We start from the raw sequence: 25,895 nt of genomic DNA on the forward strand, positions 1-25,895 counted from the left end.
AGCCCGCTGCGCGAGCGAGGGAAATCGCTCGGCGATTCAAAGGCCGATCGAATTAGCCAACCGCTATTTTCCTCGCTCGCGCAGCGGACTAAGAAGAGTGAGACGCGATCAGCAACGGCGCTAACTCCACAACTGCTGCACCGCTTCTACGCAGTTCTCGGTTGCCAGGGCGCAGAGCAGCAAGCCCATCACCTTTACGATGATCATGCCGCCGGTATCGCCGATGAGGCGATGAATCGGATTGGCCGCGAGCATCAAGACGTATGTTAGCCCGAGTACGACGACCAGAGTTATGGCGGTCACCGCTTGTTCGAGCACGGTAAAGCGATGATTGTCGGTTAGAATCACGACGGCCAGGATGGAACCGGGACTTGCGATCGAAGGGAGCGCCAGGGGAAAAACAGCGACGTCATGTCCCGCTTCCGGCTTTGGCGCTTCGACGGCTGGACCGACGCCAAAGACCATTTGCAGTCCCAGGAGAAACAAGATCAGCCCGCCTGCTAACTGAAATGACTCGAGCCGAACGTCGAGCGCGCCGAGGACAAACTGACCCAGCACCAAAAAAGCCAGCAGCACAGCGCCGCCGATCAAGGTCGCTTTGAGCGCAATGCGCGGCCGATCTTCCCTGGGCGACTTGCCGGTCACGCCGACGAAGATTGAGAGCGTGCCGATTGGATCGATTGTCGCAATCAACAGAAGAAATTCGCCAAATAGTAGCTCGAAGTTCATGCCGCTCGGTTTCGCTAAAAATCCTTGTTCACGTGGGTGACTTGCAAGGATAGCTTACCGCTCGCGCGCCGACTATTCGGATGATTCCAATATTTCCAGCTGAAAATTGCGAAATCGGACTTCCGTGGGCCCGCCGGAGTGAAGTTGCAATGCAAAGACGCCTTGCTTGGCCCCTTTGTCGTCTTGCAAGTCGACGCACGGCTGACCATTTAAAAATGTCTTCACATGATTGCCCTGGGCGACGATCTCGTACTGATTCCAAGCGTCGGGTTTGAGATGTTCTTCTCCGGACTTATCCCATAGCAGACCGCGGCCATGTTCTTCGTACAGCTTGCCCCACCAACCTGAGCCGGCGTCAGCCTGATAGCCTTTGACCGAACCGCCAGGAAGCGCTTCGCTGCGCAATTGAATGCCGCTATTCCCTTCGTTTTTCACCAGACGAATTTCGAGCTTCAAGCGAAAATCGGCAGCCGCCAGATCGCTGATCAAAAAGCTGTTTGCAGGGATTCCGGTCATCGTCTTTCCGACAATTTCGCCGTTTTCGACCGACCATAGATTGCGATCGCCGCGCCAGCCGGTCAGGTCTTGGCCGTTAAAAAGCTCGCCGGCATTTTCGGTGGTCGCCAACATCGGCGTTTGCGTCTTGCCTTGCAAATAGGCGACTAGCGAACGGATGTCATGCTGGCTGAACGGGCGAAGCTGATCGTCCGGCATCATCGACTTGTCGCTCGTCTTGCGTTCTTCGATCTCATCCTTGGGCAAGATCAACGTCTCTTCGGCCGTTTGCAGCGTGAGCGTCTTGTTGTCTTCGGCGCGAATGATTCCGGTGATGACGCGTCCGGTATCGAGCAGCACGATCGAGGGTTGATATTCCTTCGCCATTACGGCGCTTGGATCCACGATATTGGTGAGCAGATAGTCGAGATTGGCCCGGTTCGATCCGGTCAGATCGGGACCGACCGCGCCGCCGACTCCGTATAACGTGTGACAACGCTGGCACGTCTTGGCGAAGATTGCACGACCCCACTGCGGATCAGCGGGGGGAAGACTTTTGTTTTTGACCAACGCTTTGTATTGCGTGATCAACTTCGCTTTTTCTTCCGGCGTCTCGCGAATCGATCCCCAGACTTTGGCCAATTTCGCATCGATCGCTTTGTTTTGCAGGTTCGAGAGTTGCCGCACCATGTCAGCGGTGAGTTCGGTGCTGGAGATTTGACCCGCTTCGATCGCCGCCAACAACGGTTGGGCGTAGGTTGGGCGGGAACAAAGAGTCGCCAGCGCCAGACGCTTGCTGCTTGGCGGCATCTCGCCGTAGTGGTCCAAGATCACTGTCGGCGTCGCTGCGTCGTCGTATTGGGCTAAACCTTGGAGCGCGAGGTCGCGCAGTTGCGGATTCTCCAGCAGGTTTTGCAAAAGCGCCGGCAGACGTGGATCGGCGGCGGCCAGAAGCGTTTCAATCGCCGCGATTCGAACTTCTGTCGGGGACTGCGCCAGCGATGCAATCAGGCGGAAGCGATTCAGAGCCGTTTCATCCCCAAACTTGATCCCCAGCGATTGCGCTTCCAGGGCGACTTGCTGGTTTTCACTCGTCATCAACTTACCGCCGACTTTCGCCCACTCGGCGGGAGCATCGACGCGACGCTGTCCCGCGAGTGCGGCTTGCATCGCGTGCAAGAAGGTCAACTGAGTGGACGGATCGTCAACGTCTCCAAGTCCGCGGACCAGCGTCGCCAAGGCGTTTTTCGCGTCTCCGCTACCGATGCGCCGCAGCATTAGCTGGCCAATTCTCGGAATCGACTTGCTGGCGGCCAGCCCCAACGCCAACGCGCGCTCGGGAGATTGGTCGGCTAGCGGTTCCGCCGCGTACCAATACATCAACGGTAAATTATGATCGCGGGCATCTTCGGCATGCGACATCAAACGTGCCAGCAGATCCCAACGCAACGACAGCGGCATCCGCTGGGCCGCCGACGCCAGGTAAAGCCGGACGATCGGCGAAGGATCGTCGGCCGCCATCTTCAGCATCCGAGCGTAGAGGGCTTGGTCAGGACGATGATCCACTTCCAGCGCCAGTTGAAACGCCCAGCCGCGGACAAAAGGTTCGGCGTCTCTTAGCATTTGCTGCGTTGTGGCCGCATCCAGATTGCCAGTGACGTGCAGCGCCCAATAGGCTCGCAATCGTCGAGTCGCATCGTCGTTGGATTGGGCGATCTGTTGCAGTCGGGCGATCGCGTCGCCGTCGATCTTGCGCTCACTGGCCCGCTGCTGCAGCACTTTGCGAGCGTGACGCACGTACCAGTCATTTTGCTGGAGCGCCAACTCGGCAAGTTCCAAGTCGCTTTGTTTGTGCAGATCGACCTGCACGTTCTCCGACTCGCCGTAGCAAATCTTGTAGATACGGCCGTTGCTGCGATCATGCTTCGTCGCGTTTCGATCATGACACGCTTGCATGTCGTACCAGTCGATCATGTAGGCGTTGCCGTCAGGCAGATATCGCAGGTTCAAAATTTGCGACGCTTTGTCGCCGGTCAACAAAAAGTCGGGGCCATGACTGCCGACGTAGCCAGATCCAGTCTGCGTCAAAATGTCGACGTTCAAGCGTTGACCATGAATGTTGTTCATGAAAAGCTGGTTGCGATAGGCTTGCGGCCAGCGATCGCCCAAATAGATCATCGCGCCGGCATGTGCATGTCCGCCGCCTGCTTCATCGGACTTACCGTTGCCGCCATGCGGATTGGCGCCAAGATAATGCAGGTGATCGGCGATGGTTTTGATGTCGTCGTAGGTATGCGGATTGAAATGCGAGCCGGCCTGACGTTGGTATCGAGCCCCTTGGATCATCTGATACAAGTGAGGAATCACGCAGGCCGTCGCAAACGCTTGACCGTAGTCGTTGAAGTCGACGCCCCAGGGATTGCTGGTGCCGTGACAGAAAACTTCAAACGCGTGTCGCGTGGGATGGTACCGCCAGATTCCAGCGTTGATCGGCGTGCGTTCTTCTGGTGGCGTGCCTGGTTTGCCGACGTTGGAATGGGTGAAAACTCCGTGGCAACCGTACAGCCAACCATCTGGTCCCCAGGTAAACGCGTTGAGCGTTTCGTGCGTGTCTTGATATCCCCAGCCGTCGAGCAGCACTTGCGGTTCGGCGTCGGGGATGTCGTCTCCATCCTTGTCTGCGATGAACAGTAAGTAAGGAGCGGCGCCGACCCAGACTCCGCCGTGTCCAACTTCTAGTCCGCTGACCAGATTCAAACCTTCGCAAAAGACCTTCCGCTCGTCGAACTTTCCGTCGCCGTCGTTGTCAGCGAAGATCAAGATCCGATCCTTTCCTTCTCCTTCAGGGGCTCGCTGCGGATAGACGTACGCTTCGGCGACCCACAGTCGGCCCCGCTCATCAAGCGCCATGGCGATCGGCTGTTGAATCTCCGGTTCCGCCGCGCTAACGATGACCGAGAATCCGTCCGGCAATTGCATCGCTGCGGCCGCTTCTTCCGCCGTCAGTCCCGTGTGAGGATACATATCGGCGACCAGTCGCTTGGGCTGAGCCGGCGGTTCGTCATGGAAACGGAAGTCGTCAAAATTCAGATGACCCCAACCGCCGCGATGTTGATCGATCAGGCGAATAAAGATTTCTTTCCCTTGCAACTTGCGCAAATCAACAACGACGCGGCGCATGTTCTCGTGATCCTCGCCGGACGTTTGGAAAATGACCTGGCCGTTGTCTTTACGAACCAGTTCGACACGCGTTTCCTCATGCCGTCCGCCGTTGTGCAAAAAGGCGCCCCAGGGATGCGTCACTTTAAATGGCGCCGACGTGAGCGTTCCGGTGGGCTGGTCCAAGTTGCGTTCGTAGCTGCCGACCCAATACTTCCCTTGATGGCCGCTTTGCATGTCTCCGCGGCGGCGCTTCACCGTATCGCCTCGGATCGGCTGCCGCGCGAACGCGTCTCCTTCGGCTGTCCAATCAGCGAGCGTGCCGGTTTCAAAATCAAGATTCAGCGTTCGGCCGTCCGCCGCCTTCGGCAAGACGCCTAACGGGTTGGCCGCAGCGGTGAAATCGCAAAGCGAACAGGCAAACAAGAGCGCGAGTGTGGATCGTCGAAGCATGATGCAACAATGAAGGCTGGAAGGAGAGGGGATACTTAAAGGGCGAGTACTCTTCATTCTGACAGATTCAACGGCGGCGACCAGCAAAGATCTCACAGCGATCAGAGGTTTTTTACACGTTCAAAACGCCTCCTTCCCGAGAAAAGCCTATCACGCTTCGCGGCGATCGGACAAAATAGAGACGCACGTTTTCCCTTCCTGCTGGAGCCCTCATGATCCGCATCGCAATCTTGCTACTGGCTGTTAACTGCGCCGCATTGACCGCGGCTGACGAACTTCGTTTTGTCGAACAAGAACTGCCGACCAAGCTGGGTGTTGGTTACGCCGTTCGTGTTCTCGACATGAATGGGGACGAAAAGCTCGACATCGCGATCGTTGATTCGAAGCGAGTGCTGTGGCTGGAGAACCCCACCTGGAAAGAACGCCTCATCACCAACGACAAACAGACCAAGAGCGATAACGTTTGTTTTGCTCCGCACGACATTGATGGGGATGGGCTAGTTGATTTCGCTATTGGCGCCGATTGGCAGTTTGGCAACACGCGTAGCGGCGCCACCTTGCAATGGGCGACACGCAGCGAAGCGGAGCAGGGCGCCTGGAAGGTCTTTCCGCTGCCGGCTGATCCGACGCTGCACCGCATTAATTTTGCCGATGTGATTGGGGATGAACGTCCCGAACTGATTCTCGCGCCGCTCAAAGGTCGCAATACCGACGGACCCAAGTTCGCGGCCAACGGCATTCGGCTGGTCGCGCTTTCGATTCCCCAAGATCCGACCAACGAACCTTGGCCAGAAACGTTGATTACCGACCAACTGCATGTCGCGCACAATTTTTGCGCGACCGACATGAACGGCGATGGTCGTGACGATCTGCTGGTCGCTAGTTTTGAAGGAGTCACTCTGCTCGAGCGCGAAGGAGATGCGTGGAAGTCGACCCGAATTGGCGCAGGTGAGCAGGAGCGTCCTTATCCGGAACGTGGCGCTAGTGAGGTAAAGCGGGGTAAGTTGGCCGATGGGGGTGACTATATCGCGACGATCGAACCCTGGCACGGCGACCGCGTTGTCGTTTATACGAAACCGCAAGATGCTCCGCTGCGTAGTCTCTGGAAGCGGCATGTTTTGGATGCGGAACTGAAATGGGGACACGCCGTTTGGTGCGCTAACATGGACGACGACGCCGACGAAGAACTGGTGATCGGAGTGCGGGATGATGCCGGTGACAACACGCGCCGCGGACTGCGTATCTACGACCCAATCAGCGCCGAGCATGGCGAATGGCGCCGCTATGTGGTGGATCCTGGCGGCGTCGCGATTGAAGATCTGACTGTAGGCGATCTGGATGGCGACGGGCGTAACGACGTTGTCGCTGTTGGTCGACAGACGCAAAATGTGCGTATCTACTGGAACAAATCTCAGTCAGACCAGTAGAAATTTTCGGGCCAGTTTTTGATTTGTCGAAAGTCCCCCTTTTGCCTGGGCTAGAAGGGGATGGTTCGCGCGTTAAACTAAAAGCTACCTTTCTGTATATTTTGTGCGTCGATTCGAGGCAGAGATGAGCAAAGTTCGCTGGGGCGTGCTTAGTACGGCGAAAATCGGAACGAAAAAAGTGATTCCCGGGATGCAGAACGGGGCTTACTGCGAAGTAAGCGCCATCGCATCTCGTAATCTAGCGAAGGCTCGCGCCGCCGCTAGTGAATTGGGAATCACCAAAGCGTACGGTTCGTACGAAGCGCTGTTGGAAGATCCTGAAATTGACGCGATCTACAACCCCCTTCCCAATCACATGCATGTACCCTGGTCGATCAAAGCGATCGAAGCAGGCAAGCACGTCTTGTGCGAAAAGCCAATCGGCATGACCGCGGAAGAGGGCCAAAAGCTGCTCGACGCCGCACGGAAGCATCCCGAACTGCGCGTAATGGAAGCGTTCATGTATCGCCATCATCCGCAGTGGCAAAAGGCGCGACAGATCGTGCGCGATGGTGGAATCGGACGGCCTGTATCGATCCAGACCTGGTTCTCGTACTTCAACGACAACGCCGATGATATTCGGAATCAGCCCGAGTATGGCGGCGGCGCGCTGATGGATATCGGCTGCTATCCGATCTCGCTATCGCGATTCATCTTTGAAGGAGAGCCGCGACGCGTGATGGGTTGCGTCACGATTGACGAGCAGTTCAAGACCGATACGGTAACTTCCGCGATCATCGACTTTGGGGGAATCACCAGCACGTTCACCTGCAGCACAAAATCAACGCCGTATCAACGCGTGCAGATTTACGGCACGACTGGTCGCATTGAAATCAAAATTCCGTTCAACGCACCGCCGGACGAACCCTGTATTCTGTACCACGAAACAGACGAAGAGATTCAGGAAGTCAAGTTGCCGATCTCCGATCAATACACGATCCAAGGGGACTTGATGTCGAAGGCGATCCTAGACGAATCGCCGACGCCGACGCCGCTGACCGACGCGATCGCCAACATGCGGGTCATCGAAGCGATCCTCCGCAGCGGCAAGAGCGGCAAATGGGAAACGATTAAAGATCTGGCCGATTAGTGCGATCATGGCGCAGGTCGAGGGACGGAGGGTCCGTTTTGCGGACTAGGAATTGTTCAAGTAGGATGGATGCAGCGGAGTGAAATCCGATCATCCGCTGGCGAGTTGAAGGTGTGGGTTGCGTAAGCAAATCCCGCCAGACGGCTATTGCGCCACTTGAATCCCTGCCTACTGCGAATCCCGCCAGTCCCATGAATACCGACTCTCAAACCCGCTCTTTGTCTCGCCGTCAATTTCTCTCCATGGCCGCTGCATCGGCGACCCTTGCCGCAGCTCGACCACTTTATTCCGCCATCGATCCAACCGATCGCGACCCCTGGCTGCTTTCCCAAAATCCCACAATCGCTCTTGCCCGAGAGAGCGGTTTGGAAGTGCTAAAGCCGACTCCGGCGGAGATCGCTACTGGCTTGTCGCTACACCGGCGGTCGCTTGTGTTTGACAGTTATGGCTTTGCACCGCGGGCCGCACTCGATGCACCGCGCTTGACGGCCGCGATCGAAGCGGGCGCCTCGGATGTTGAACTGCAGGATCTGCAAGAGGATCTAAGCATGACGCAGGCGACCGTCGAACCGACCGAACGCCAGGAGTTTGACGAAGCGCTGCGCTGCAGCGGCGTGACCGCGATCTTTCAAAACGCCGGCGAAGAAGGACAAGATCCGCTGCGGTTGATGAAGCGACTCGCACGTTTCACTTATCTAACTGACCGGATGCGCGGCACGCTCGTCCGTGCGACTGTGCCGGCCGACATCGAAGCGGCCCATCGTGCCGGCCAACATTGTCTTTATCTGACCGGCAACGGCGTTCCGCTCCCGGCGTCGTGGATCAGTGTGGATGAAGAACTGAGCTATATTCGGCTCTTCTATCAACTGGGCGTTCGCATGATGCATGTTACTTACAACCGGCGGAACCTGCTGGGAGACGGATGTGCCGAAACGGCGAACGGCGGTCTTAGCGATTTGGGCCGTGCCGCTATTGCCGAGATGAATCGCGTCGGCGTGATTGTCGACGTGGCGCACAGCGGCTGGCGAACAAGTTTGGAAGCGTCGCAAGCGTCGCAAAAACCAATGGTCGCCAGCCATACGGTTTGTGCAGGCCTGCGAAATCATATTCGCGCCAAACCGGACGAGGTGATCCGCGCCATCTGCGACGGCGGCGGCCTGATCGGCATCTGTTGGATCCCTGCTTTTCTAGGGGGCGGAGGCGATCTGTCGGCGCTGCTCGATCACATTGATTACGCCGTCAAACGATTTGGCGCCGACCACGTCGCGATCGGAACCGACGTCGCTCATACGTCGCAATATGCGGCCGCGGCCAATCAGAAGATCCCCAAACGACCGCGTCGCCGGCAACGCTACGAGGCGCTGTGGCCCAGCGGCGCACTCGGCGGCCACTGGCCACGCGCAGCAAGCCTGGGCTGGACCAACTGGCCGCTCGTCACCATCGGCCTCATTCAGCGCGGTTACCAAGAAGCGGATATCCAAAAGATCCTTGGCCAAAACATGCTGCGCGTCTGCCGCGCTCAAGCCAATGCAGAGCGTTTGGGAGATTAACGGCTCAAGTTCGAGCGGTTAGATATTCCGCCCCATCCGCGACGCCAGGCGGTTCAGCGTTTCGCTGGCGTCCTGGTCCGACAAGTGGACATGGATAATGCTCATGCCGTCGCGATCGTTCCAGGCCGCTTGTAGAGCGTTGTAGAATTCTTTCTCGGTTTTCACTTCGTAGCCGACGCCGCCACCTAGGATGTCGGGCAGCTTGCTGTACTTCCAAGGATGGATCTCGTTGTATTCCCATTTGCCGGCGTGCAGCCAACGCTCGGTGCCGTAGCCGTGATTATCCAAGATAATAATCACCGGATCGTAGCCGTGTCGCACGATTGTCGACAGTTCCATGCCGGTCATCTGAAACGCCCCGTCGCCGATGATCGAAATCACGCGGGCCTTCGGCTTGGCGGTTTGCACGCCCAAGGTCGCCGGCACGGCGAAGCCCATCGACGTGTAATAGGCGGGGCTGATGAACTCCGACTGCCCGCGGGTCACTAATTCGGTCGCCGAGAACAACGAATCGCCGATGTCAGCGATCACAATCACGTCGTCGTCGAGCAGTTCGTTAATCATCGGCGTCATGCGGCGAATCGTCAGCGGTTCGTCGGTCGTTTCGCCGACAGGCGCTTGCTTCATCGCCAGGTTGGGCGGGATCATGCGTTTCGGCGGATGCGGTTTTTGGGCGGCCAGCGCTTGCATAAAGTCAGGCAGCGTAACGCCGTGATAGTGATGATGCCGAACGCGTAGTTGTTCGCTGGTCGCGTAAATGCATTTCGCGGGATCAAGATTCGCGGTGAAGATTCCCAGGTTGATGTCGGTCATGAACGTGCCGAGGAGCAAGATCAGATCGCTCTCTTCGACAAATTCGGTCACCTCTTCGCGGCCCATCGCGCCTTCGTAGAGCCCGACATACAGCGGATGAGTTTCGCGAATCACGCTCTTCCCCAAGATTGTCGCCGCCACCGGAATTCCAGTCGCTTCGGCCAGTTGGACCAGTTCGTCCTGCAACTCGAAGCGATGCAGTTCGACGCCGGCGATGATCATTGGACGCTCGGCCGAAGCGATCAAGCGCGCCGCTTCCGCCGCCGCTTCGACGAGCGCCTGGGGATCGCTGGTCGTGGTCGGTTCCTGGAAGGTATGGCTGATGTGCGGCACGACATTGACCATGTCGCGGGGCAGTTCCAAATAGACCGGTCGTTTGAACCGCGCGGCGGCGTCCAGCACGCGATCGATCTCGCGAAACGCCGTGACGGGATCGGCTAGTTCAGCGCCGGCGACGCACAGTTTTTCAAAGACATCCTTTTGCGTACTGTACTCGCGCACCATGTGATGCAGCAGCGGATTGTTAATCCGTTCACGCAGACCCGGCGAGCCGGTCAGCACGACGACCGGAGATTTCTCGGCATAGGCGCCGGCGATTGAATTGCAGATGCTGAGCCCGCCGACGCAATAGGTGACGCAGACGGCGCCCATACCATGGACGCGAGCATAGGCGTCGGCAGCGAAGCCGGCGTTGTCTTCACGCGTGCAGCCGACCATGTTGATCGGGCTTTTTTCTAACATCGAATAGAACGAGAGAATGTAGTCTCCCGGAATGCCGAAAATATCTTGCAGACCATAGTCCTGCAAACGGCGAATCAGGTATTCGCCGATCGATAAACCGGCCGCGCTGCGATCAGAATTCACGATGCTCGCCTTCCTCTGCGATGTGCCATGTTCGGTCTGCGAGAATTGTACGTTCTTTTCGCAAACCCGGCCAATCGAGAATTTCGCGGCATAGCGCGCCGAAAAGACCAAATTACTCGGCCGGCGGATCAATCCCCGCGCGTTTAAAATGTTCGCGTTGCAGACGTTTATCCATCAGCACGAGGATCTTGCCGGTTTTGTCATCGTAGCCGTACATCTCGTAGCTGCGCAGTTTGACGAACTCGATGTTGTTTTCTTTCATCATCTGCATGTATTCGTCGTAGGTCGGATAACGGCCTTCGACCCCTTTCTTCATATTCACCGCTTGCTGCATTCCCAAGGTGCTGACCTTGGCCATGGCCGAGAAGTAAACCGAACCGGCCTGACTGAACGGATCGACTCCGTCGGCGCTGGCGCCTTCGGCGAGGACGATTTCGGGATCTTGTAACGCTTTGTTGGCGTCGACCACCACGTTGGATGTTTTTCCAATAATTCCTTTGTTGGGTTTCTTCTCGGCGGGCGGCGTTTCGGCCATCTCCGTTGCCGGCGCGGTTGGTTGGGCGCCTGCGCCGGCAGCCGACGAGGGACCTTCAACCGCTGGAATGGCGATTCCGCCGGGGGCGACCGGGCCCGAATTTCGCTTTTCCATCGGCTCCATATCGCAACCTGCGGCGAAAGCAAGAAAACAAGCGACCAGCGTGTAACGCGACATGAGAAGGGATCCTTAACAGAGAAGGGGCGGCAAAAAGGGTTCCGCTAACTTGCAATATCGATCATTCATGAGCCAAATTCAAGCGCCGCGGCGCCTTTCTTACGGCGCTACGACCTTGTTCCCCCCGCAGGCAAGGGATAAATTCAAAGCTTACGCAGTCAATGTCCCGCAGAGATTAACGATATGAAACTGGTCATTGCGATCATCCAGCCCAGCCGCTTGGAAGCGGTGAAAGAAGCGCTTACCGAGGTCGAAGTCTTTCGGCTCACCGTCATGGATTGCCAGGGCTTTGGGCGACAAAAAGGGCAGACCGAGGTTTATCGCGGGCACGAGTTCACCATCAATCTGCTGCGCAAAGTGCAGTTGCAGATCGCGGTGAACGAAGAGTTTGTCGAGCCGACGGTCGACGCGATCGTCAAAGGGGCTCGTAGCGGCGAAAAAGGAGAGATCGGCGACGGCAAGATCTTTGTATTGCCGATGGACGAATGCGTGCGGATTCGAACCGGCGAACGTGGCCCTGACGCGATCTAGCCTTTGCTCAGTTCGTATTCAACGGCGTCACGAAAGACGTCCATGTCAAACGCGCCCAACCAGACGCGCTGCACCGTGCCGCTACGGTCGATCAGCAGCGTCGTTGGATAGTTGCCAAACTGCGAAATCGAATTGAGTTCGGTTCGCGAAACTCCTCTCGCATCACAATAGACCGGCAGGCCGATAATATTGATTTTCTCCAGGATATCGGCCGAATCGCCGGCCAGTTGCTGTTGATTTTCGATCCCCCTCATTGCATCGCGTGAGCAAGATACAGCGACAAACTGAAAGTCGGTCTCCTCTTTTAGATCACGGCTTAGACGCACCAGCCCCGGCAGTTCCATCAAGCAGGGCGGGCACCACGGACCCCAATAGTTGATCAGCGTCACCTTGCCTTGCAGACTGGCCGTCGTGATCGGTTGCTCGACATTTAATAGGGGCGCGAAGTCGACGTTGGACAATTTCTGGCCGACCCAGGGATGCGATTGCCGAACAGGCGGTTGCAGCGCTCGAATCGCCAGGATCACGCACAACCCGATCAGCACCGCAATCAAGATGGCGGTGACCGCCATGCTGATCCATTTCTCGCCTGAAGTTTCAGGGCCTAGGTGGTGTTGATCGGTCTGAGTCATCTTGGGCCGCCGCAAAGGTGAAAAACTGGCTGTCTGGCAAGAGAAGGTCACGCCTTGTTATGTTATCTCAAGGAAGCGGCCCAGTCGGCAAGTTCTTTCACCTTAGCGAGGTGATTCTGGGGCATTTTTGGCGGCAAAACTTGTTGCTGACCGCCCGATTCTTGTTAAAAGGAGGTGAAAATCGGCCTCCGATCGCCGGTTTGCCGCCGAGGGCGAATTAGAATCGACCTGGGAAATCGCTATTGCATTGGCGGACAACTCACGGAAAATTTGCTAAGTTTGGAAGAATCTCCCCTTGGCGACGATCCCACAATTGCTGTTGGCCATTTCGAAAACCGACTAGTTACGTACGAATATGAAGTTCGAAGTCGAATTGAAGTTTCCGGTCAATGATCTGCGCCGCGTAGAAACGGCCTTGGCGGATCTGGGCGCCGCGATCGAAATCCCGGTCAAACAGTCTGATTTCTACTACGGACACCCGGCGCGGGACTTTGCCCAAACCGACGAGGCGCTCCGGATTCGGCGTGTTGGTAGTAAAAATATCATCACTTACAAAGGCCCGAAGATCGACGCGACCACCAAGACGCGTCGCGAGATCGAAGTACCGCTCGTCTCAGGTTCCGAAGGCGCCGCCAACATCATCGAGATGATCGAGGCGCTCGGCTTTGTGCAAGTCGCCGAAGTGACCAAAAATCGCCGCAAAGCGAATCTCAGCTTCGCCGATCAAGCCGTCGAAGTCGCTCTGGACGAAGTCAAAGGCCTAGGCGAATTTGTTGAATTGGAAATCTCCATCGAAGAGGCCGGAGTCGACGCCGCTCGCGAGGCGATCAACCAGCTGGCCGAAAAGCTGGGGCTGTCAGGAAGCGAACGCCGCAGCTATCTCGAGCTGATTCTCGAAGCCTAAAGAAGCATTCCCCCAGAAATGGCGGATTTGCAGCGATCGACTCACCGCAGAAAAATTCTTCACCACTAGGCGACACCCCGACGATCGAGCGGGGTTCATCTATAGTCGAAACGGCGATTGCGCCATTTTCGTACCTGCGGCATGGCTACGCTCGCAGAAAATAAATTCACGATCAGGCTGTATGCGCCTGTTAGAAACTTTGGGGAGCCCTGGGTCGTCAATACCGCGCAGATGGCCTGGGGCTCCTTTATTTCTTTTCGGTGAAATCTCGCCGACCTGAGACGCCTGCCGCGTGCGTCGACGCCGCGCACTGGCGATATTCCCTATAATAGAGCGATGCCTTCGTTCGCCGCTGATAAAAAAGATCGTCCCGCCGATTCCCCTGCTCCTGCATTACCCGCTGAACCGGACGACGCAGCGGAAGGTCATAACTTTTTGCTGTTGGCTTTGTCGCAAGTCGTGATGCGCTGCGGTTGGATATTCAAGACCGAGAGCATCATCATTCCGGCCGTCGTTGATCTGATCGCCGGGCCTGGTTGGATTCGCGGCCTGTTGCCGATCTTGAATCGGATCGGGCAATCGCTTCCTCCGTTGTTTTACGCGCGGACCCTGAAGTCGATGCCGCAAAAAAAGTGGTCGCTCTGCGGCACCATGCTGGCCATGGGGATCAGTTTCTCGATGCTGGCGTTTTGCTTTGTACCGCCGGTCCGCGACGCCGTTGACGCGGTCTTTCCCGAGAGTGCGATCTGGCCCAGCGCCTGGATCACCGTCGCGTTTATGGTTTGCTACTTGCTCTTTTTCACCGCGACCGGATTGAACCAGATCGGTTTTGGCACCGTGCAAGGCAAGTTGGTCCGCGTCACCAAGCGAGGCCGCTTGATGCTGGTCGCCAATTTTGTCGGCGCGATCGCCGCGATCGGTTTCGCCGCGTGGCTGTTGCCGATGTGGCTGACCAACGACAGCGCCCAGGTCTATTGGATCTTTGGTTTCGCCGGTGCCGCCTTTTTGGTGAGCGCCGGCGTTGCGGCCTTGCTGAAAGAACGCCGCGATCAATCGCCGCATGTCAAAGGAACGGCGCTCGAACTATTTCATGACGCATTTAGCGTTTTGACCGAAGATCGCAACTTTCGCCGTTTGGCGGTCGTCGCGTGTTGCTTCGGCTGTTCGCTGATGCTCTTTCCGCACTATCAAGCATTGGCGCGCGAGCGATTGGGGGCTCCGCTCGAAAATCTGATCCTGTGGGTCATCATTCAGAACGGGGGAACGGCGGCGTTCAGCTTGTTAGGCGGTCCGCTAGCCGACTGGAAAGGGAATCGCTTGGTCTTGCAGTTGATGATGTGCGGCGTCTTTATGATGCCGCTGATCGCCGTCGTTTTGATCCATACCGGTCCCAGCGGCGCCGTGTTGTTCAATTGGCTCTTCTTGCTGGTCGGCGTAACGCCGGTGATGTTTCGCGGGCTCAGCAACTATGTGCTGGAGATCGCACCGCGGAGCGAACATCCCCGTTATCTAGCGGCGCTTAGCCTATGCGTCGCCGCGCCGATGATCGCATCACCTGCGGTCGGTTGGGCGCTCGACGCGATTTCTTACGAAGCGGTCTTTCTGGCGATCTCAGCAATCCTGTTTGGCGGATTGCTGATGACCTGGACGATTGACGAGCCGCGTCACGCGTAAAAGCGGCGAAGTTTAGACCTTCGCCAACTTCAGCGCAAATTTATTTTGCTCAGAGACATTGCATTGTTTGCGCGTCGGCGAATAGTCGACCACATTCACGCCGCCATCGGTGGTGAATTCCATGAGCCGCAACCAGCCGTCGCCCCCTTTGGGCTTGGTTTGAAAGTTGACAAGCATCTGATGGACATCGCGTCCCCCCGGCGTGACCGAGGTCATGCGTCCCAGTCCGTCATACAACACGTGACCGTTCAGCGTCATGATGAAGTTCTCATGCTTGCTGACCAGATTGTCCCACAGCTCGGTTCCGTCCATCACGTCGTCCGCTGAATTTTTCGCGACTACATACGAGTGCGGGTTCCAGTGTTGCTTGGTTCCTTTTTCGGCCCAGTCGTAGCGGGACTCGTCAAAGTACATGTAAGCGTGCGTGATCAAAATCGCTTCGCGGTCTTTGTGCTTGGCGGCAACTTCGTTCGCCCAGCGAACGACATCCGCCCGCGGCCCAAATTCTAAGCCGATCACGACAAAGTCGCGTCCACCGGCCGAGAAGAGATGGTAGTTGTTCTCCATCTTCTGCGGCTCTTTATCGTAGACGCCGCCAAAGGATTTTTGCGTCCGAAATTTATCGATCGGAAAGTAATCGTTGAGTAGGGTTGTGCGATCGGTACATTTGCCGCCCGCGCTATAGTCATGATTGCCGGGAACCATGAAGTACGGGATCTTGCCATCGAGCTGGCTCATTGCAGCGACTGCGAGATCCCACTGGGCGGGAAGACTGCGATTGGTGATGTCTCCCAGATGCAGCGCTGCAGCGATGTTGCGCGCCTTTTGATTGTCGACCAACCATTTCGTTTGCGCCATGAAGCCTTCGGGATGCCCTTCGCCGTAGGACTGGGTATCAGGAAGTACGGCGACGGTGAACGAGCCTGGCTGGATCGGCGCCGGATCTTCGTCGACAAGTACAGCGCCGGCGTACGGATCTGCAGCCAACGCTTGCGAACCGACGAGGGAAACGAAAGTAGATCCAACGGCGAGCGAAGCGCCCGCTTTCAATAGTTGACGACGATCGAGCGATGACATGGAAGGTTCCTGGCGTGCGGAATTTTGTGTGCGAGGTTTCGATTATGGGTGACCGACTTGACGATGTAAACCTACGAAAATTGAAGGTTGGATTTATATTGGGACCGCCGCTCAGATTGCACTTTTTAGGAAGAGACTCTCGATTTCGATCAGATCCGTCGTCGTCGCCGGTGAAGAGCAATGTTTTCATCAATATCCGCGCAGAGCGGGCCGGTTGTCATTCGTGGCGAGATCACCAGCGATCGCGGCCTCTGGCTGCGTGCGCTGCAATGGGCCGTCTCGTTCGCCTACCGGTTTATTTTTTTGCAGCGCCTCATCAAGCAGGAGCCAGAAATTTGAAGGGAAGCGCTTCCCGGAAGTTCGCCGTTTGGTTGCCGACAACGGCCAATTTGTCACACAGTTCCAGCTTGCGAACCTTGGTCGTCGCCGCGAAGTCGAGTTCGCGCAGTTTCACCCAGACGAGACTGGGGCTCGCCGTATCTTCAAAGAAATAGGTGAGCCCTTTTTGATCGGCGACAGTGCGCCAGATTGTGGATGAGATGTGGGGTTGGTCCGGCGTGGTGATCCCCCGGGGAACGCTGACGTTGCGAATCACGCTAAACGTTGCGGCGACCGCTTCTTGCGGATCGGCGGATTGTCGCGCGGCGTTGATGTAAAAACTGGCGCGGGCATATCGATCGGCGGGGCGATTCGTGCCGGGCAGCATAATCGTGCCGCCGATTTGTCTCCAATATTCGTTAATCGACAATTGCTGGTCGAAGGTGGGAGAGTTTGTCATCACTTGGTGTTGCTTGCCGTGATGAATAACAAGCTTGCCGCCGACATATTCAAAAATCGCAGAATCGCCGGAAGGATCCGAGATCGATAGATGCACGCTTCCTTCCGCGCCGTTGGGGGCTTTCACTGGAACCACGCGAAAAGCTTCTTGGCCAAGTTCAGCGACTGCTTCTTCCACGGTCGCAAAGTTATCAAGCAAGTATTGAGCCCACGCCGCGATCGAGATCGCCGGCCTTTCGTCATTCGCGGCCGGGTATTCGGATTCGACGAGATAGAGCAAGTTGGCGACAAGGCCGACTTCGTTCATGCCATCGGCGGTTCCGCCTTCGTACACCGACGCAATGACGCTGCCATACTTGCTGGTCCAAGTAAGCGACCCGGCGCCGAGTCCCCCGTCGCGGTTCATGCCTTGAGGAAAAATCCACAAGTTGGTGTGCATCTCCTCCTTCCAATCCATCGAGCGGCCAGTGGTGGTTTGTCCTTCTGGTCCGAGATAAACCGCGCGAGTACACATAAAATCTTGCTCTTCTGGTGGTGGAATGGGTGAAGCAGTTAGGCGTCTTGGGGAGCATTGCTGTTCATCGGATGCATGCTTGTGCGAATAGGATCGTAAAGCAGTTACGTGATCGTCGGCATTCCGCAGACAAACGCGATGAGAACGGCGAGCAACAGCAACCCATCTCCGATCAGACTAACGGATGAGGTCAATTGCAAACGCATGGCGTAGCCGCCGAGCAAAGCGATCCAACTGCCGATCAACAGCAGCCCAAACAGCGTTTCATGCTGATTTTGAAATGTGTCGTAGCGAATCACCAGGATGACCAAAAAATAGACGACAACCGGAGCGCAAATCACCGCCGGGCCTGGCCAGGTTCGAGGATCCCAGATCAGCAGCAGCGCTGTCCCAATCGCTGGCGCGGCGAGCAGCAACACGCTTGCGAAGGAAGCGCCTGCGGTATCGGAAAGCAAACGCACATATCCAAGCAGTGCTCCGATCACGAACATCCACCAAAACAGATGCAACAGCGTGATTTGAAATCGACGATCCTTCTGGCCTGATTCGTCCAATAGCGGCGGCGCTGGTGATGTTGGTTTCATCGGCTCCTGGCGTATGCGGAGAAGATCGATAGGCAGAATAGGACAATCGGCAGCGCCACCATCCACCAAATTGGAATTCGCTCGCTGTTAAATTGCCGAACTACGATGCAACAAACCAAGTAGGAAAGAAAGACGCCAGACATAGCGCAGACCGCAATCACATCTCTCTGTCCGTCGATATCCGGCACATAGAGAAATGGATCATCGCGACAGAAATGCCCGATTGCAATACACGGGACGCACAACAACAGCGTCCCGAGAATAGCGTGTGATTCCCAGATTGAGATCAACCCGACAGCAATCGCCATCATGCCGGCGAAATCCGAGATCTGTCCGTAGTCGTCTCCGAATTCCCATAACGGGAAGCAGGCGTAACGGAAAAAACTGCAAACCAGCGCTACTATCAGAATCCACCCAAACAGTCTTGCGACCGTGATTTGAAACTTGCCCGATGATGGTTCGTCGAATTTGATTTCGTCCATCCCTACTTAACCCGGCGGCCAGGTCAGTTTACGTCCGCCCATCAGATGCAAATGGACGTGCGGCACTTCCTGGCCTCCTTCTTCTTTGCAATTGACCACAACCCTGTAGCCTTTATCAAGGCACAATTTTCGGGCGACGTCGCGCACCACAATCCACAGATGACCCATCAGCGCGGCGTCTTCGTCGGCCAAGTCGTCGAGCGTGGCGATTTCCTTTTTGGGAATCACCAGCACATGGGTTGGCGCCTTCGGGGCGATGTCGCGAAACGCCAAGCAGAGGTCGTCCTCATAGACGATGTCGGCCGGAATCTCGCCGTCGATGATCCGCTTGAAGATCGTTTTTTCGCTCATATAGTTCCTTCGTTGCTGGCGGAAATTGTGCTGGCGCCAAGGACGCAGAATAGCACCATTTTGCGCTGCGGCCAATCAGTCGATTTAGATGCGTTGTCGCGTGCTGCACGACTTAGGAACAATGCGGAAAATGCAGCTCGCTAGCAGCCTAGTTTGGGTCAACTCCCAGCAGCCTGCTTGCCGAACATTCTTACAGAGTAGAGATCGTAGTCGGCGATGGATTGCCGCTACGGGAGACGAGCGCTGGCGGCCAGCCCTCGCGAACATCTCCATTTCTGGCTGAGTTTTTTGGGGGGATGCATGATGCTGACGCGCGAAAACTTCGCGTTGACCCTAGCGTTCTTGCTTGGTTTGCTGATCGCTTTTGAGGTTCGTGCGCAACAGCCGAACTACGTCCAAGAGAACGGCGTGACCTATCGCGAAGTGGTTGACACCGTCCAGCGCCCCGTCGTCGAAACGACGATGCAGCAACATACCGAGCAAGTCTACGTCGAACGGTACACGACCGACGTGCATGAGAGCCAGCGCACCTATCATGTTCCGGTGACCGAATATCGTTGGGAAGCGTATACGCCGATCTCGCTCAACATCTTCGCTCCGCCGCGCATCGCCTATCGCTGGGCGCCGCAGACCCGTTGGGAACCGCGCGTCGAAACGGTTCGTACGCCGGTCACGCGCCGTGACCTGGTGCCGGAAACTCGCACAGTGTCGCGCCCCGTGACCACGACGCGCATGGTCGACGAGAAGCGAATCTCCCGCGTCGCCGTTAGCAACTCGCCGGCCTCCTCACGCGGCGCCAGCAACATCGCGAACGCTCCGCTAGAATCGCAACGCGTTGGCGGACTCGGCATGCAGGCCGATCCTCCCCGCGTCGGTACGCGGCTTGATCCGCAGCAAGCGCCGTCGCGGTTTCGCTAAGCCAAGCCTTGGGTTAGTTCTTTCGGCAACTCTGGCAACGGGGCGCCTTGTTGGATCGCGTCGCGCGTTTGCTGAGCCAGTTCGATCGCCAGCGGCGTGATCTGTTGGCAACGGTTGGCGACGTCGTTGACATCCCAGCGGTCGTCCGGCTTGCCAAACAGTTGGCACTTTCCGTCGCCAGAGACGCGCGCTCCCCACGCGACGGTCCGCAGATAGAGATCATCGCCTGTCGCACAGAGCGTTCGATCACGCGGCGGTAAGTCCAACTGCAAAAGGGAACGAGCCGTATCTACGGTTCGCGTCGGCTGAGGCGCTGCGAACCAATCGAGCAATGTCGCCGGCAGGTCGCTGCTGGCCGCCAGCGATTGCACGCGCGTCAGGCCTTGGGCGGCGCCAGGCAAGCGAAGCATCAACGGCACTTGCGTCAGGTTCGAAAAGACCGCCAGCGGCATTGCAGCGTCGCGACCAATCTGGCGATGCAAACCGAGCGGGATTCCGCCGCTCGAAGTGATTATCAGCAGCGGTTGGCGTGCGACCGGCAGCGCGCTGATCGTCGCCAACAGTTCTTCCAGCAACGTATCGACTAGCAGCACTTGACCGCCGTACGCTTGCGCCAAGCCGAGCAACTCGTCCGGCTCGATCTTTCCGTCCGGGCGAGAGGAGGGAGGCGTCGCATAGGTCGGCGGCTCGGGGTCTTCGTCTTCGGCCAGTGAGCGGCGATATTCGAGCGGTGCGTCCCACGCGCCAGACATCCCCCGGGCATGGGCCCAAATCAATTCGTCTCCCTCGTCCGCATCGAGCCAATCGCAAACAAGTGCGAAGATGCGGGCCAGTTCGGTCTCGTCTTCGTGTTCGGTATTCTGCGGCTCTGCGCACGGGAGAAACTCGGCCGATGCAAGTGCGAACGAACCAGCCGCTTCGCGCAGCAGCGCTTCGTCGGTCAGCAGATGCAGCGGTACGCCGACCTGGGCCAATTGAGCCGCCAAGTCAAACCCATCACTGGGCGCCAACGGATGCGCCGCGCGAAACCAAGACCGATAAAGCGGGTCCAGGTTGAGCGTTTCGACCGTCGCATGCTCGACCAAAATCGACTGAGCCGCCAACTGATTCAGCGCAGGCGTCTCTAACCAGGCAGTCCCATAAGAGGACAAAAACCCGGCGCTCCACCCGTCAATCACCAACACAATCGCTCTTGGCACGCGTTATTCTCGCACGAAACAGAAGGGAAACGTGCAAGTATAACCGGACATGGGTTGCGATGTCTTTGTCGCGGAAAGCGGCGGAAGAAGGTTGTTGCCGTTGCTGGATATCGTTCCATGGGAATGAGTGGGGAAACGACGCGGCTGAAAGATCGGCGACGACGATCGAAGCGCCCCGCTCCCCTCTTGGTCCGCTTTCCGCTTTCCCGTCTCCGCTTTTCTTCTCTACATTCCGTCCAGCACCGGCATTTTGTCAAACTCTGACGGCGTATGCGCTGCGGCCATCAGCTTCGCCAGTTTGGCGACCAGGTTGGGATGGTCGGCCGCCAGGTCGGTGGTCTCACCGGGGTCAGCTTCCAGATCGTACAGTTCGATTTTCAGCGGATCGGGATTGTTACGTTTCAGCATGTTTTGACGAATCCCTTTCCATTTGCCCAGGCGGATCGACTGCTGACCGCCGTAAGCCGGGAATTCCCAATAGAGATAGTCGTGCGTTTTTTGCTCGCCGCTTCCCAGCAGCGTCGGCGCCAGGCTCAGACCGTCAATCTTCTGCGGCGCTTTTGTGTCGGTGATGTCGGCGATTGTCGGCATCATGTCCCACAAAGCGGACGGGACGTGCGAGACTTGTCTCGGCTTGATCTTGCCGGGCCAGCGAGCGACCAGCGGAACGCGAACGCCCCCTTCGTACAAGCTTCCTTTCAGCCCCCGCAGGTTGGCGACCGATTCAAAAAAGTCGGAGTCCGATCCTCCCAGTCGATTGTAAGTCGCCCCATTGTCCGACGTGAAAATCACCAGCGTGTCGTCATCCAGCCCCAGCGTCTCAATCTTGCTCAAAATCTTGCCGATGTCGCGATCCATGTGCGTGATCATCGCGGCGTAGCCAGCGCGAGGAGTTGGGTGCTCGAGATAGCCTTTGTGAACATATTTTTCTTCGGGAATGGTTTGCGTGTATTCGGCGGTCGACTCGTCCGGAACTTGAATTGACAAGTGCGGAATCGCGAACGGCAGGTAGAGAAAGAACGGTTTGTCCTTGTTCTCGTCAACGAACTCCAAGGCGACCTTGGTGAATTGATCTTGCGAAAAGGTCTCGCCGGTCGGGCCGCGGTCGTTGCCTGGTTGAACTTCCTTCTCGCGATTTCGCATCAGGAACTTTGGATAATGGTTGTGAGCATGGGACTGGCAGTTGAATCCGTAAAACAAATCGAATCCCTGATCGTTGGGATCACCGGTCGTCCCAAACTGTCCCAGTCCCCATTTGCCGATCGCCGCAGTCGCGTAGCCGCGCTGCTTTAACATCTCGGCGATGGTGACTTCCTCACTGGCCAGCGGACGTTGTCCTGTCCAGTCATTCAGTCCCAGCGCCAACGACTCGGCCGGCAGCTTCTTCTGGGCGAAGTTATTCCGAACATAGGCGTGCCCCGGGTGCTTGCCGGTCATCAGGCAGCAGCGCGACGGAGCACAGACGGCGTTGCCGCTATAGAAATCGGTAAACCGAATGCCCTCGGCCGCCAGGCGATCGATATTCGGCGTCTTGATCCACTTCTGGCCATAGCAGCCCAACTCGGCGTAACCCAAGTCGTCAGCCATGATCAGAATGATATTGGGAGCACGATCCGCAGCCAGCAGCCCTGCAGAAGAAAACAACAACAGCAAGCAGGCGATCAGTCGAGACATGAATTTCCCTTGGCGATAGGAAATGAGTGAGTAGGCAGTCCATTGATTGGACACAACGTATCCTGAGCTCAAAGTGTGGTGTGTGTCCATTCTACGCATAACCGATTTCGACTGCGCTGTTGTGCTAAGAAATGGCGATTTGGAGGTAAGGAGTGTTTTTCGCGATCGTAAGTTGTTTAGTGTGTTACTCGAAAGATGGATTTTGACCCAGTTTACTTAGAATTGGTCTTGTCCACCAAGCAGGTTCTTTTCCGTCGCCGATTTTCACGAATTGCTACCGATCATTTGTTGTAGAGATCACCTTTTGAGGGCAAATGATTATTTCTTGCTTCTGTGCGATGTCACTGATGGCACGTGAAGTTTAGGTATTCGATCAAGCCGATGCGAAACTTCTCGCCAATGGTAAGCTGCGGCCTATGGGTTTGCTCCTGGGGCAAGAAAGGCTTCGCGCTATTTCGATTGGGCTCCGTTTCCTGGAGATAAAATTTCTGGATGGAATTGGCCAGACCAATTTCGCCAAACTCGTCCGTCGAAGTACGAAAGACAAAATATCGGATCATTAATACGCATTAGCGGATTGTTCGTTCTATATCCAGGAAAGATAAAAGAGGGGTGGGTGAAAGTAGAAATATGCAAAAACCCGTCAGAAAATCGACACGCAATCCGGGGATCTTTCCTGCGTGGATTGATTGCGAGAGTTCCAATTTTGGTATTCAGATCATAGTCAGTCAGTCCTGATGATTAGTTTGAGCAACTAAAATAATGACACAATTATGAATTACATATCGTTTCTCTCACGACGCGGATTCTTGTTCGCCGGTCTCGGGGTAGCTGGTCTTTCAGCGGCCGCCAAAGCTGCTGTCGCAGCTCCCGGCAGCTTTGGCTCAGTCGAGCATCTGCTTGGCGGTAGTAAGGAAGTGAGCGTCGTTTATGCCTGGAAAAATCGAAAGTTAATTTCCGATGCTCCGGCGATTGTGAAATTGTCATCGAAACAATTGCTGTGTTCCGTCCAGCTTTGGTCGCGTGATGAAACGGCGGATCAGATCTACGGCGACAATCCGTGTCTCATATTTTCAAGCTGTGATGATGGTGAGTCATGGACGGAACTGGCGAGATTGCCGTTTGTGACAGGAAAGCTGTTATTGCTTGATGGCGACGTTTACTTGATTGGATCAGGCACTGGACGGGAAGGCTTATGGATAACCAAAAGTTCAGACGCAGGGCGCAGTTGGTCGAAGCCTCGTTGTATCCGTGAAGGACAGGTTTATTCCGCTTCGACCGGTTCGATTGTTCACAATAACCAGTTTTATTGGACGGCGGATTGCCAATCCAAATCGCAGGAGCCGCGTGAAATCTTCGTCATGGCCGTCGATTTGCGAAAGGACTTGCTGGAACCCGCTAACTGGCGATTTTCAAATTTGGTACGGCATCCCGGCGTACCGCAAATGCTCGGAGATGGCGAACATGACGGTGGCGTCTGGTTGGAGCCCAACATGGTTCTGGCGAACGGGCAACTCAAAGTCATCGTACGAATCCGCATTTCGACGAAGAAGCTTGCTCCTTCCTTGCCAAGTATTGCGGCTATTTGTCATCTACAAGACAGCGATGACGCTCTTCATCTTGAGTTTGAATACTACTATCCAGTGCCAGGCGCGCACAATCATTTTCATGTGATCTATGACGATGTCAGCGGTCTACATTGGATGACAAGTAACCTCGTCACAGGCGCTGCTGAGAATATTTACAACGGTTGGGGCAACGAGCGGCGGATTTTGATGCTGCACTACAGTACTGACGGAGAAAATTGGTTGCCGGCCAGTCCGATCGCTTTCGCAGCCAATGCGCTGCAAGCTTACAACTATTGCACTCCGTTGATTGAAGGCGACGATTTTTTGTTCGTATCTCGTACGTCTTTGCACGCTAAGAACCAGCACGACAATGACCGCATTACCTTTCATCGCTTGCCTGAGTTCCGTACGCTGGCGCTCGATATAAGCCCCCGTGCCCAACGGCAATAGCATGGATAAGTCGTTGTGATGCATGTTGAAATTGATTTTTTTGATAATTAAAATACTTCTTGATGGCGAGTGATTGTTATGATTCGCCAGGCAGCTGGTGCTATCCATGAAAAGCCTGGAATCGCTTTTCGATGCGATGAATTTTGTCCGCATATTATCTATTCTTGTATTGGAGTTGAACTATGTTAGCTCGCTGGCATCAAATGCTCGCCAATTCGCCTGGCAATTCTTTTCCGGCGCTAGATTCTCCGCTGTTCGTAACGACACGATTTCAAAATCTACGATCAACCCGCCGCTCAGTCTCTCAAGTTGGCTTTACCTTGGTTGAGTTGCTAGTGGTGATCGCGATCATCGGCATCTTGATCGCCTTGCTGCTTCCAGCTGTTCAACAGGCGCGCGAAGCGGCTCGGCGAATGCAATGCAGCAATAACCTGAAGCAGATTGGACTGGCGCTGCACAATTACCATGACGTCTATCGTACCTTTCCCTACGCTTCGACTTCCGATACTCCAAATACTACAGACCATGTGTGGGTGGAGTTCATTCTCCCTTTTGTTGAGCAAAACACGCTGCACGATCAGATTAACTTCAATATCGCCAACAGCGCTACGGCCAATAAGGCGCTGTTGGAGAATCTGACTTTGAAGTTCATCTCTTGTCCTTCCAATCCTCGGACGGAACAAATGTTTCCCAATGGTGAAACGATTTGGGCGTCATCGTTCGCCAGTCAAGGGCTTGACTATCCGGTTTGCGCCGGCACGATCTGGCCCAGCGGCACGACGCCGGATTGCCCCAGTGAAAACTCCTATTGCGTCTCTGAAGACAGTACTACCGAGACGTGGCGATACTACAAACCGCTGCGCGATGGGCCGGGCGTTTTCAATCGAAACACTCAATCTTCCCGGATGGCCAATGTCACGGACGGCACTTCGCATGTTTTCTTGGCGGGCGAACGACTTGCGCAAGAGTGTAAAAATGGGGGCGCATTTACGCGGAACTTTCCCATTGCTTACATGGGACAGAAGCCGAATAGTCCTTCCCGGGACGATGACGTATCGGACTGGAAGAGAAACTGCGGTTATTCCAGCAAGCATCCAGGGGGAGTCAGCATGCTGATGGGCGATGCGTCGGTCTCGTTTGTCGCGGAAACAATCGATTTCGCAGTGTGGTGTCGTCTGGGAGACAAAGCGGACGGCAATTCAGTCCAGCTCCCATAGTGACGATTGACA

At 56.0% G+C, this 25,895-nt stretch carries 21 protein-coding genes; 10 read left to right on the forward strand and 11 right to left on the reverse strand.

The window, feature by feature from the left end; translation table 11 throughout:
- Positions 1–120: 120 nt before the first annotated feature.
- Positions 121–729 carry a MarC family protein gene (locus tag M4951_RS06780; RefSeq protein ID WP_262025725.1) on the reverse strand — a complete coding sequence of 203 codons (609 nt, stop codon included), beginning with the start codon at positions 727–729 and terminating at the stop codon, positions 121–123.
- Between the two features lie 72 nt (positions 730–801).
- Positions 802–4,836 (reverse strand): PVC-type heme-binding CxxCH protein, encoded by a 4,035-nt coding sequence (locus tag M4951_RS06785; RefSeq protein ID WP_262025726.1) that lies wholly within the window; start codon positions 4,834–4,836, stop codon positions 802–804.
- A 212-nt stretch (positions 4,837–5,048) separates the two neighbouring features.
- Here M4951_RS06785 and M4951_RS06790 point away from each other — a divergent pair, with 212 nt between their 5' ends.
- The 3 genes from M4951_RS06790 to M4951_RS06800 all read left to right on the forward strand — a co-directional run bounded on the left by M4951_RS06790 (position 5,049) and on the right by M4951_RS06800 (position 8,942).
- Positions 5,049–6,263: a VCBS repeat-containing protein gene (locus tag M4951_RS06790; RefSeq protein ID WP_262025727.1), complete on the forward strand. Its 1,215-nt coding sequence runs from the start codon at positions 5,049–5,051 to the stop codon at positions 6,261–6,263.
- A 124-nt stretch (positions 6,264–6,387) separates the two neighbouring features.
- The gene (locus M4951_RS06795) at positions 6,388–7,392 is read left to right on the forward strand and encodes a Gfo/Idh/MocA family protein (protein WP_262025728.1); all 1,005 of its coding nucleotides are present in this window, start codon (positions 6,388–6,390) and stop codon (positions 7,390–7,392) included.
- A gap of 191 nt (positions 7,393–7,583) precedes the next feature.
- Positions 7,584–8,942, forward strand: coding sequence for a dipeptidase (locus M4951_RS06800; protein ID WP_262025729.1), 1,359 nt, complete (start codon positions 7,584–7,586; stop codon positions 8,940–8,942).
- Between the two features lie 18 nt (positions 8,943–8,960).
- On the opposite strand, the gene M4951_RS06805 is transcribed toward M4951_RS06800, so the two are convergent.
- Both M4951_RS06805 and M4951_RS06810 read right to left on the reverse strand, forming a co-directional pair.
- Complete coding sequence (locus M4951_RS06805) at positions 8,961–10,619, reverse strand: alpha-keto acid decarboxylase family protein (protein WP_262025730.1); 1,659 nt, start codon at positions 10,617–10,619, stop codon at positions 8,961–8,963.
- Positions 10,620–10,731: 112 nt separating this feature from the next.
- Positions 10,732–11,331, reverse strand: coding sequence for a hypothetical protein (locus M4951_RS06810; RefSeq protein WP_262025731.1), 600 nt, complete (start codon positions 11,329–11,331; stop codon positions 10,732–10,734).
- Between the two features lie 183 nt (positions 11,332–11,514).
- Between M4951_RS06810 and M4951_RS06815 the strand changes: the two genes are divergently transcribed.
- On the forward strand, positions 11,515–11,862 hold the full coding sequence (locus M4951_RS06815; protein ID WP_002651783.1) for a P-II family nitrogen regulator: 348 nt from the start codon (positions 11,515–11,517) through the stop codon (positions 11,860–11,862).
- Here M4951_RS06815 and M4951_RS06820 read toward each other — a convergent pair.
- Positions 11,859–12,494 (reverse strand): TlpA family protein disulfide reductase, encoded by a 636-nt coding sequence (locus M4951_RS06820; RefSeq protein ID WP_262025732.1) that lies wholly within the window; start codon positions 12,492–12,494, stop codon positions 11,859–11,861. The genes M4951_RS06815 and M4951_RS06820 overlap by 4 nt on opposite strands.
- A gap of 355 nt (positions 12,495–12,849) precedes the next feature.
- Here M4951_RS06820 and cyaB point away from each other — a divergent pair, with 355 nt between their 5' ends.
- Both cyaB and M4951_RS06830 read left to right on the forward strand, forming a co-directional pair.
- On the forward strand, positions 12,850–13,398 hold the full coding sequence (gene cyaB, locus M4951_RS06825) for a class IV adenylate cyclase (RefSeq protein WP_262025733.1): 549 nt from the start codon (positions 12,850–12,852) through the stop codon (positions 13,396–13,398).
- Between the two features lie 336 nt (positions 13,399–13,734).
- Positions 13,735–15,072, forward strand: a complete 1,338-nt coding sequence (locus M4951_RS06830; RefSeq protein ID WP_262025734.1) for an MFS transporter — start codon at positions 13,735–13,737, stop codon at positions 15,070–15,072.
- 12 nt (positions 15,073–15,084) lie between these two features.
- Here M4951_RS06830 and M4951_RS06835 read toward each other — a convergent pair whose 3' ends face one another.
- Positions 15,085–16,149, reverse strand: coding sequence for a metallophosphoesterase (locus tag M4951_RS06835; RefSeq protein WP_262025735.1), 1,065 nt, complete (start codon positions 16,147–16,149; stop codon positions 15,085–15,087).
- Between the two features lie 180 nt (positions 16,150–16,329).
- Between M4951_RS06835 and M4951_RS06840 the strand changes: the two genes are divergently transcribed.
- Complete coding sequence (locus M4951_RS06840; protein WP_262025736.1) at positions 16,330–16,488, forward strand: hypothetical protein; 159 nt, start codon at positions 16,330–16,332, stop codon at positions 16,486–16,488.
- Here the strand turns inward: M4951_RS06840 and M4951_RS06845 are convergent.
- The 3 genes from M4951_RS06845 to M4951_RS06855 form a co-directional block, all read right to left on the reverse strand.
- Positions 16,466–17,440 carry a linear amide C-N hydrolase gene (locus M4951_RS06845; RefSeq protein WP_262025737.1) on the reverse strand — a complete coding sequence of 325 codons (975 nt, stop codon included), beginning with the start codon at positions 17,438–17,440 and terminating at the stop codon, positions 16,466–16,468. The genes M4951_RS06840 and M4951_RS06845 overlap by 23 nt on opposite strands.
- Positions 17,441–17,544: 104 nt before the next feature.
- Positions 17,545–18,024, reverse strand: a complete 480-nt coding sequence (locus M4951_RS06850; protein ID WP_262025738.1) for a hypothetical protein — start codon at positions 18,022–18,024, stop codon at positions 17,545–17,547.
- Positions 18,025–18,512: 488 nt separating this feature from the next.
- Complete coding sequence (locus M4951_RS06855; protein WP_262025739.1) at positions 18,513–18,857, reverse strand: histidine triad nucleotide-binding protein; 345 nt, start codon at positions 18,855–18,857, stop codon at positions 18,513–18,515.
- A gap of 300 nt (positions 18,858–19,157) precedes the next feature.
- Here M4951_RS06855 and M4951_RS06860 point away from each other — a divergent pair, with 300 nt between their 5' ends.
- Complete coding sequence (locus M4951_RS06860; protein WP_262025740.1) at positions 19,158–19,775, forward strand: hypothetical protein; 618 nt, start codon at positions 19,158–19,160, stop codon at positions 19,773–19,775.
- Here the strand turns inward: M4951_RS06860 and M4951_RS06865 are convergent.
- Both M4951_RS06865 and M4951_RS06870 read right to left on the reverse strand, forming a co-directional pair.
- Entirely contained in the window at positions 19,772–20,974 is a 1,203-nt protein-coding gene (locus tag M4951_RS06865; protein WP_262025741.1) for a sulfatase-like hydrolase/transferase, read from the reverse strand. The two genes, M4951_RS06860 and M4951_RS06865, sit on opposite strands and share 4 nt — an antisense overlap.
- Before the next feature lie 225 nt (positions 20,975–21,199).
- Complete coding sequence (locus tag M4951_RS06870) at positions 21,200–22,648, reverse strand: arylsulfatase (protein WP_262025742.1); 1,449 nt, start codon at positions 22,646–22,648, stop codon at positions 21,200–21,202.
- Positions 22,649–23,421: 773 nt separating this feature from the next.
- On the opposite strand from M4951_RS06870, the gene M4951_RS06875 reads away from it, so the two are divergent.
- Together M4951_RS06875 and M4951_RS06880 are read left to right on the forward strand one after the other, a co-directional pair.
- Positions 23,422–24,666, forward strand: a complete 1,245-nt coding sequence (locus tag M4951_RS06875; protein ID WP_262025743.1) for a sialidase family protein — start codon at positions 23,422–23,424, stop codon at positions 24,664–24,666.
- Positions 24,667–24,848: 182 nt separating this feature from the next.
- Positions 24,849–25,883 (forward strand): DUF1559 domain-containing protein, encoded by a 1,035-nt coding sequence (locus tag M4951_RS06880; RefSeq protein ID WP_262025744.1) that lies wholly within the window; start codon positions 24,849–24,851, stop codon positions 25,881–25,883.
- Positions 25,884–25,895 lie beyond the last annotated feature (12 nt).

The sequence above is a fragment of the Blastopirellula sp. J2-11 genome, assembly GCF_024584705.1.
Lineage (GTDB): Bacteria > Planctomycetota > Planctomycetia > Pirellulales > Pirellulaceae > Blastopirellula.

Bases quoted from the DNA above. Each gene is read 5' to 3' on its own strand.
- M4951_RS06780 (WP_262025725.1), bottom strand. From the start codon at position 729: ATGAACTTCGAGCTACTATTTGGCGAATTTCTTCTGTTGATTGCGACA.
- M4951_RS06785 (WP_262025726.1), bottom strand. From the start codon at position 4,836: ATGCTTCGACGATCCACACTCGCGCTCTTGTTTGCCTGTTCGCTTTGC.
- M4951_RS06790 (WP_262025727.1), top strand. From the start codon at position 5,049: ATGATCCGCATCGCAATCTTGCTACTGGCTGTTAACTGCGCCGCATTG.
- M4951_RS06795 (WP_262025728.1), top strand. From the start codon at position 6,388: ATGAGCAAAGTTCGCTGGGGCGTGCTTAGTACGGCGAAAATCGGAACG.
- M4951_RS06800 (WP_262025729.1), top strand. From the start codon at position 7,584: ATGAATACCGACTCTCAAACCCGCTCTTTGTCTCGCCGTCAATTTCTC.
- M4951_RS06810 (WP_262025731.1), bottom strand. From the start codon at position 11,331: ATGTCGCGTTACACGCTGGTCGCTTGTTTTCTTGCTTTCGCCGCAGGT.
- M4951_RS06815 (WP_002651783.1), top strand. From the start codon at position 11,515: ATGAAACTGGTCATTGCGATCATCCAGCCCAGCCGCTTGGAAGCGGTG.
- M4951_RS06820 (WP_262025732.1), bottom strand. From the start codon at position 12,494: ATGACTCAGACCGATCAACACCACCTAGGCCCTGAAACTTCAGGCGAG.
- cyaB (WP_262025733.1), top strand. From the start codon at position 12,850: ATGAAGTTCGAAGTCGAATTGAAGTTTCCGGTCAATGATCTGCGCCGC.
- M4951_RS06830 (WP_262025734.1), top strand. From the start codon at position 13,735: ATGCCTTCGTTCGCCGCTGATAAAAAAGATCGTCCCGCCGATTCCCCT.
- M4951_RS06835 (WP_262025735.1), bottom strand. From the start codon at position 16,149: ATGTCATCGCTCGATCGTCGTCAACTATTGAAAGCGGGCGCTTCGCTC.
- M4951_RS06840 (WP_262025736.1), top strand. From the start codon at position 16,330: ATGTTTTCATCAATATCCGCGCAGAGCGGGCCGGTTGTCATTCGTGGC.
- M4951_RS06845 (WP_262025737.1), bottom strand. From the start codon at position 17,440: ATGTGTACTCGCGCGGTTTATCTCGGACCAGAAGGACAAACCACCACT.
- M4951_RS06850 (WP_262025738.1), bottom strand. From the start codon at position 18,024: ATGAAACCAACATCACCAGCGCCGCCGCTATTGGACGAATCAGGCCAG.
- M4951_RS06855 (WP_262025739.1), bottom strand. From the start codon at position 18,857: ATGAGCGAAAAAACGATCTTCAAGCGGATCATCGACGGCGAGATTCCG.
- M4951_RS06860 (WP_262025740.1), top strand. From the start codon at position 19,158: ATGATGCTGACGCGCGAAAACTTCGCGTTGACCCTAGCGTTCTTGCTT.
- M4951_RS06870 (WP_262025742.1), bottom strand. From the start codon at position 22,648: ATGTCTCGACTGATCGCCTGCTTGCTGTTGTTGTTTTCTTCTGCAGGG.
- M4951_RS06875 (WP_262025743.1), top strand. From the start codon at position 23,422: ATGAATTACATATCGTTTCTCTCACGACGCGGATTCTTGTTCGCCGGT.
- M4951_RS06880 (WP_262025744.1), top strand. From the start codon at position 24,849: ATGTTAGCTCGCTGGCATCAAATGCTCGCCAATTCGCCTGGCAATTCT.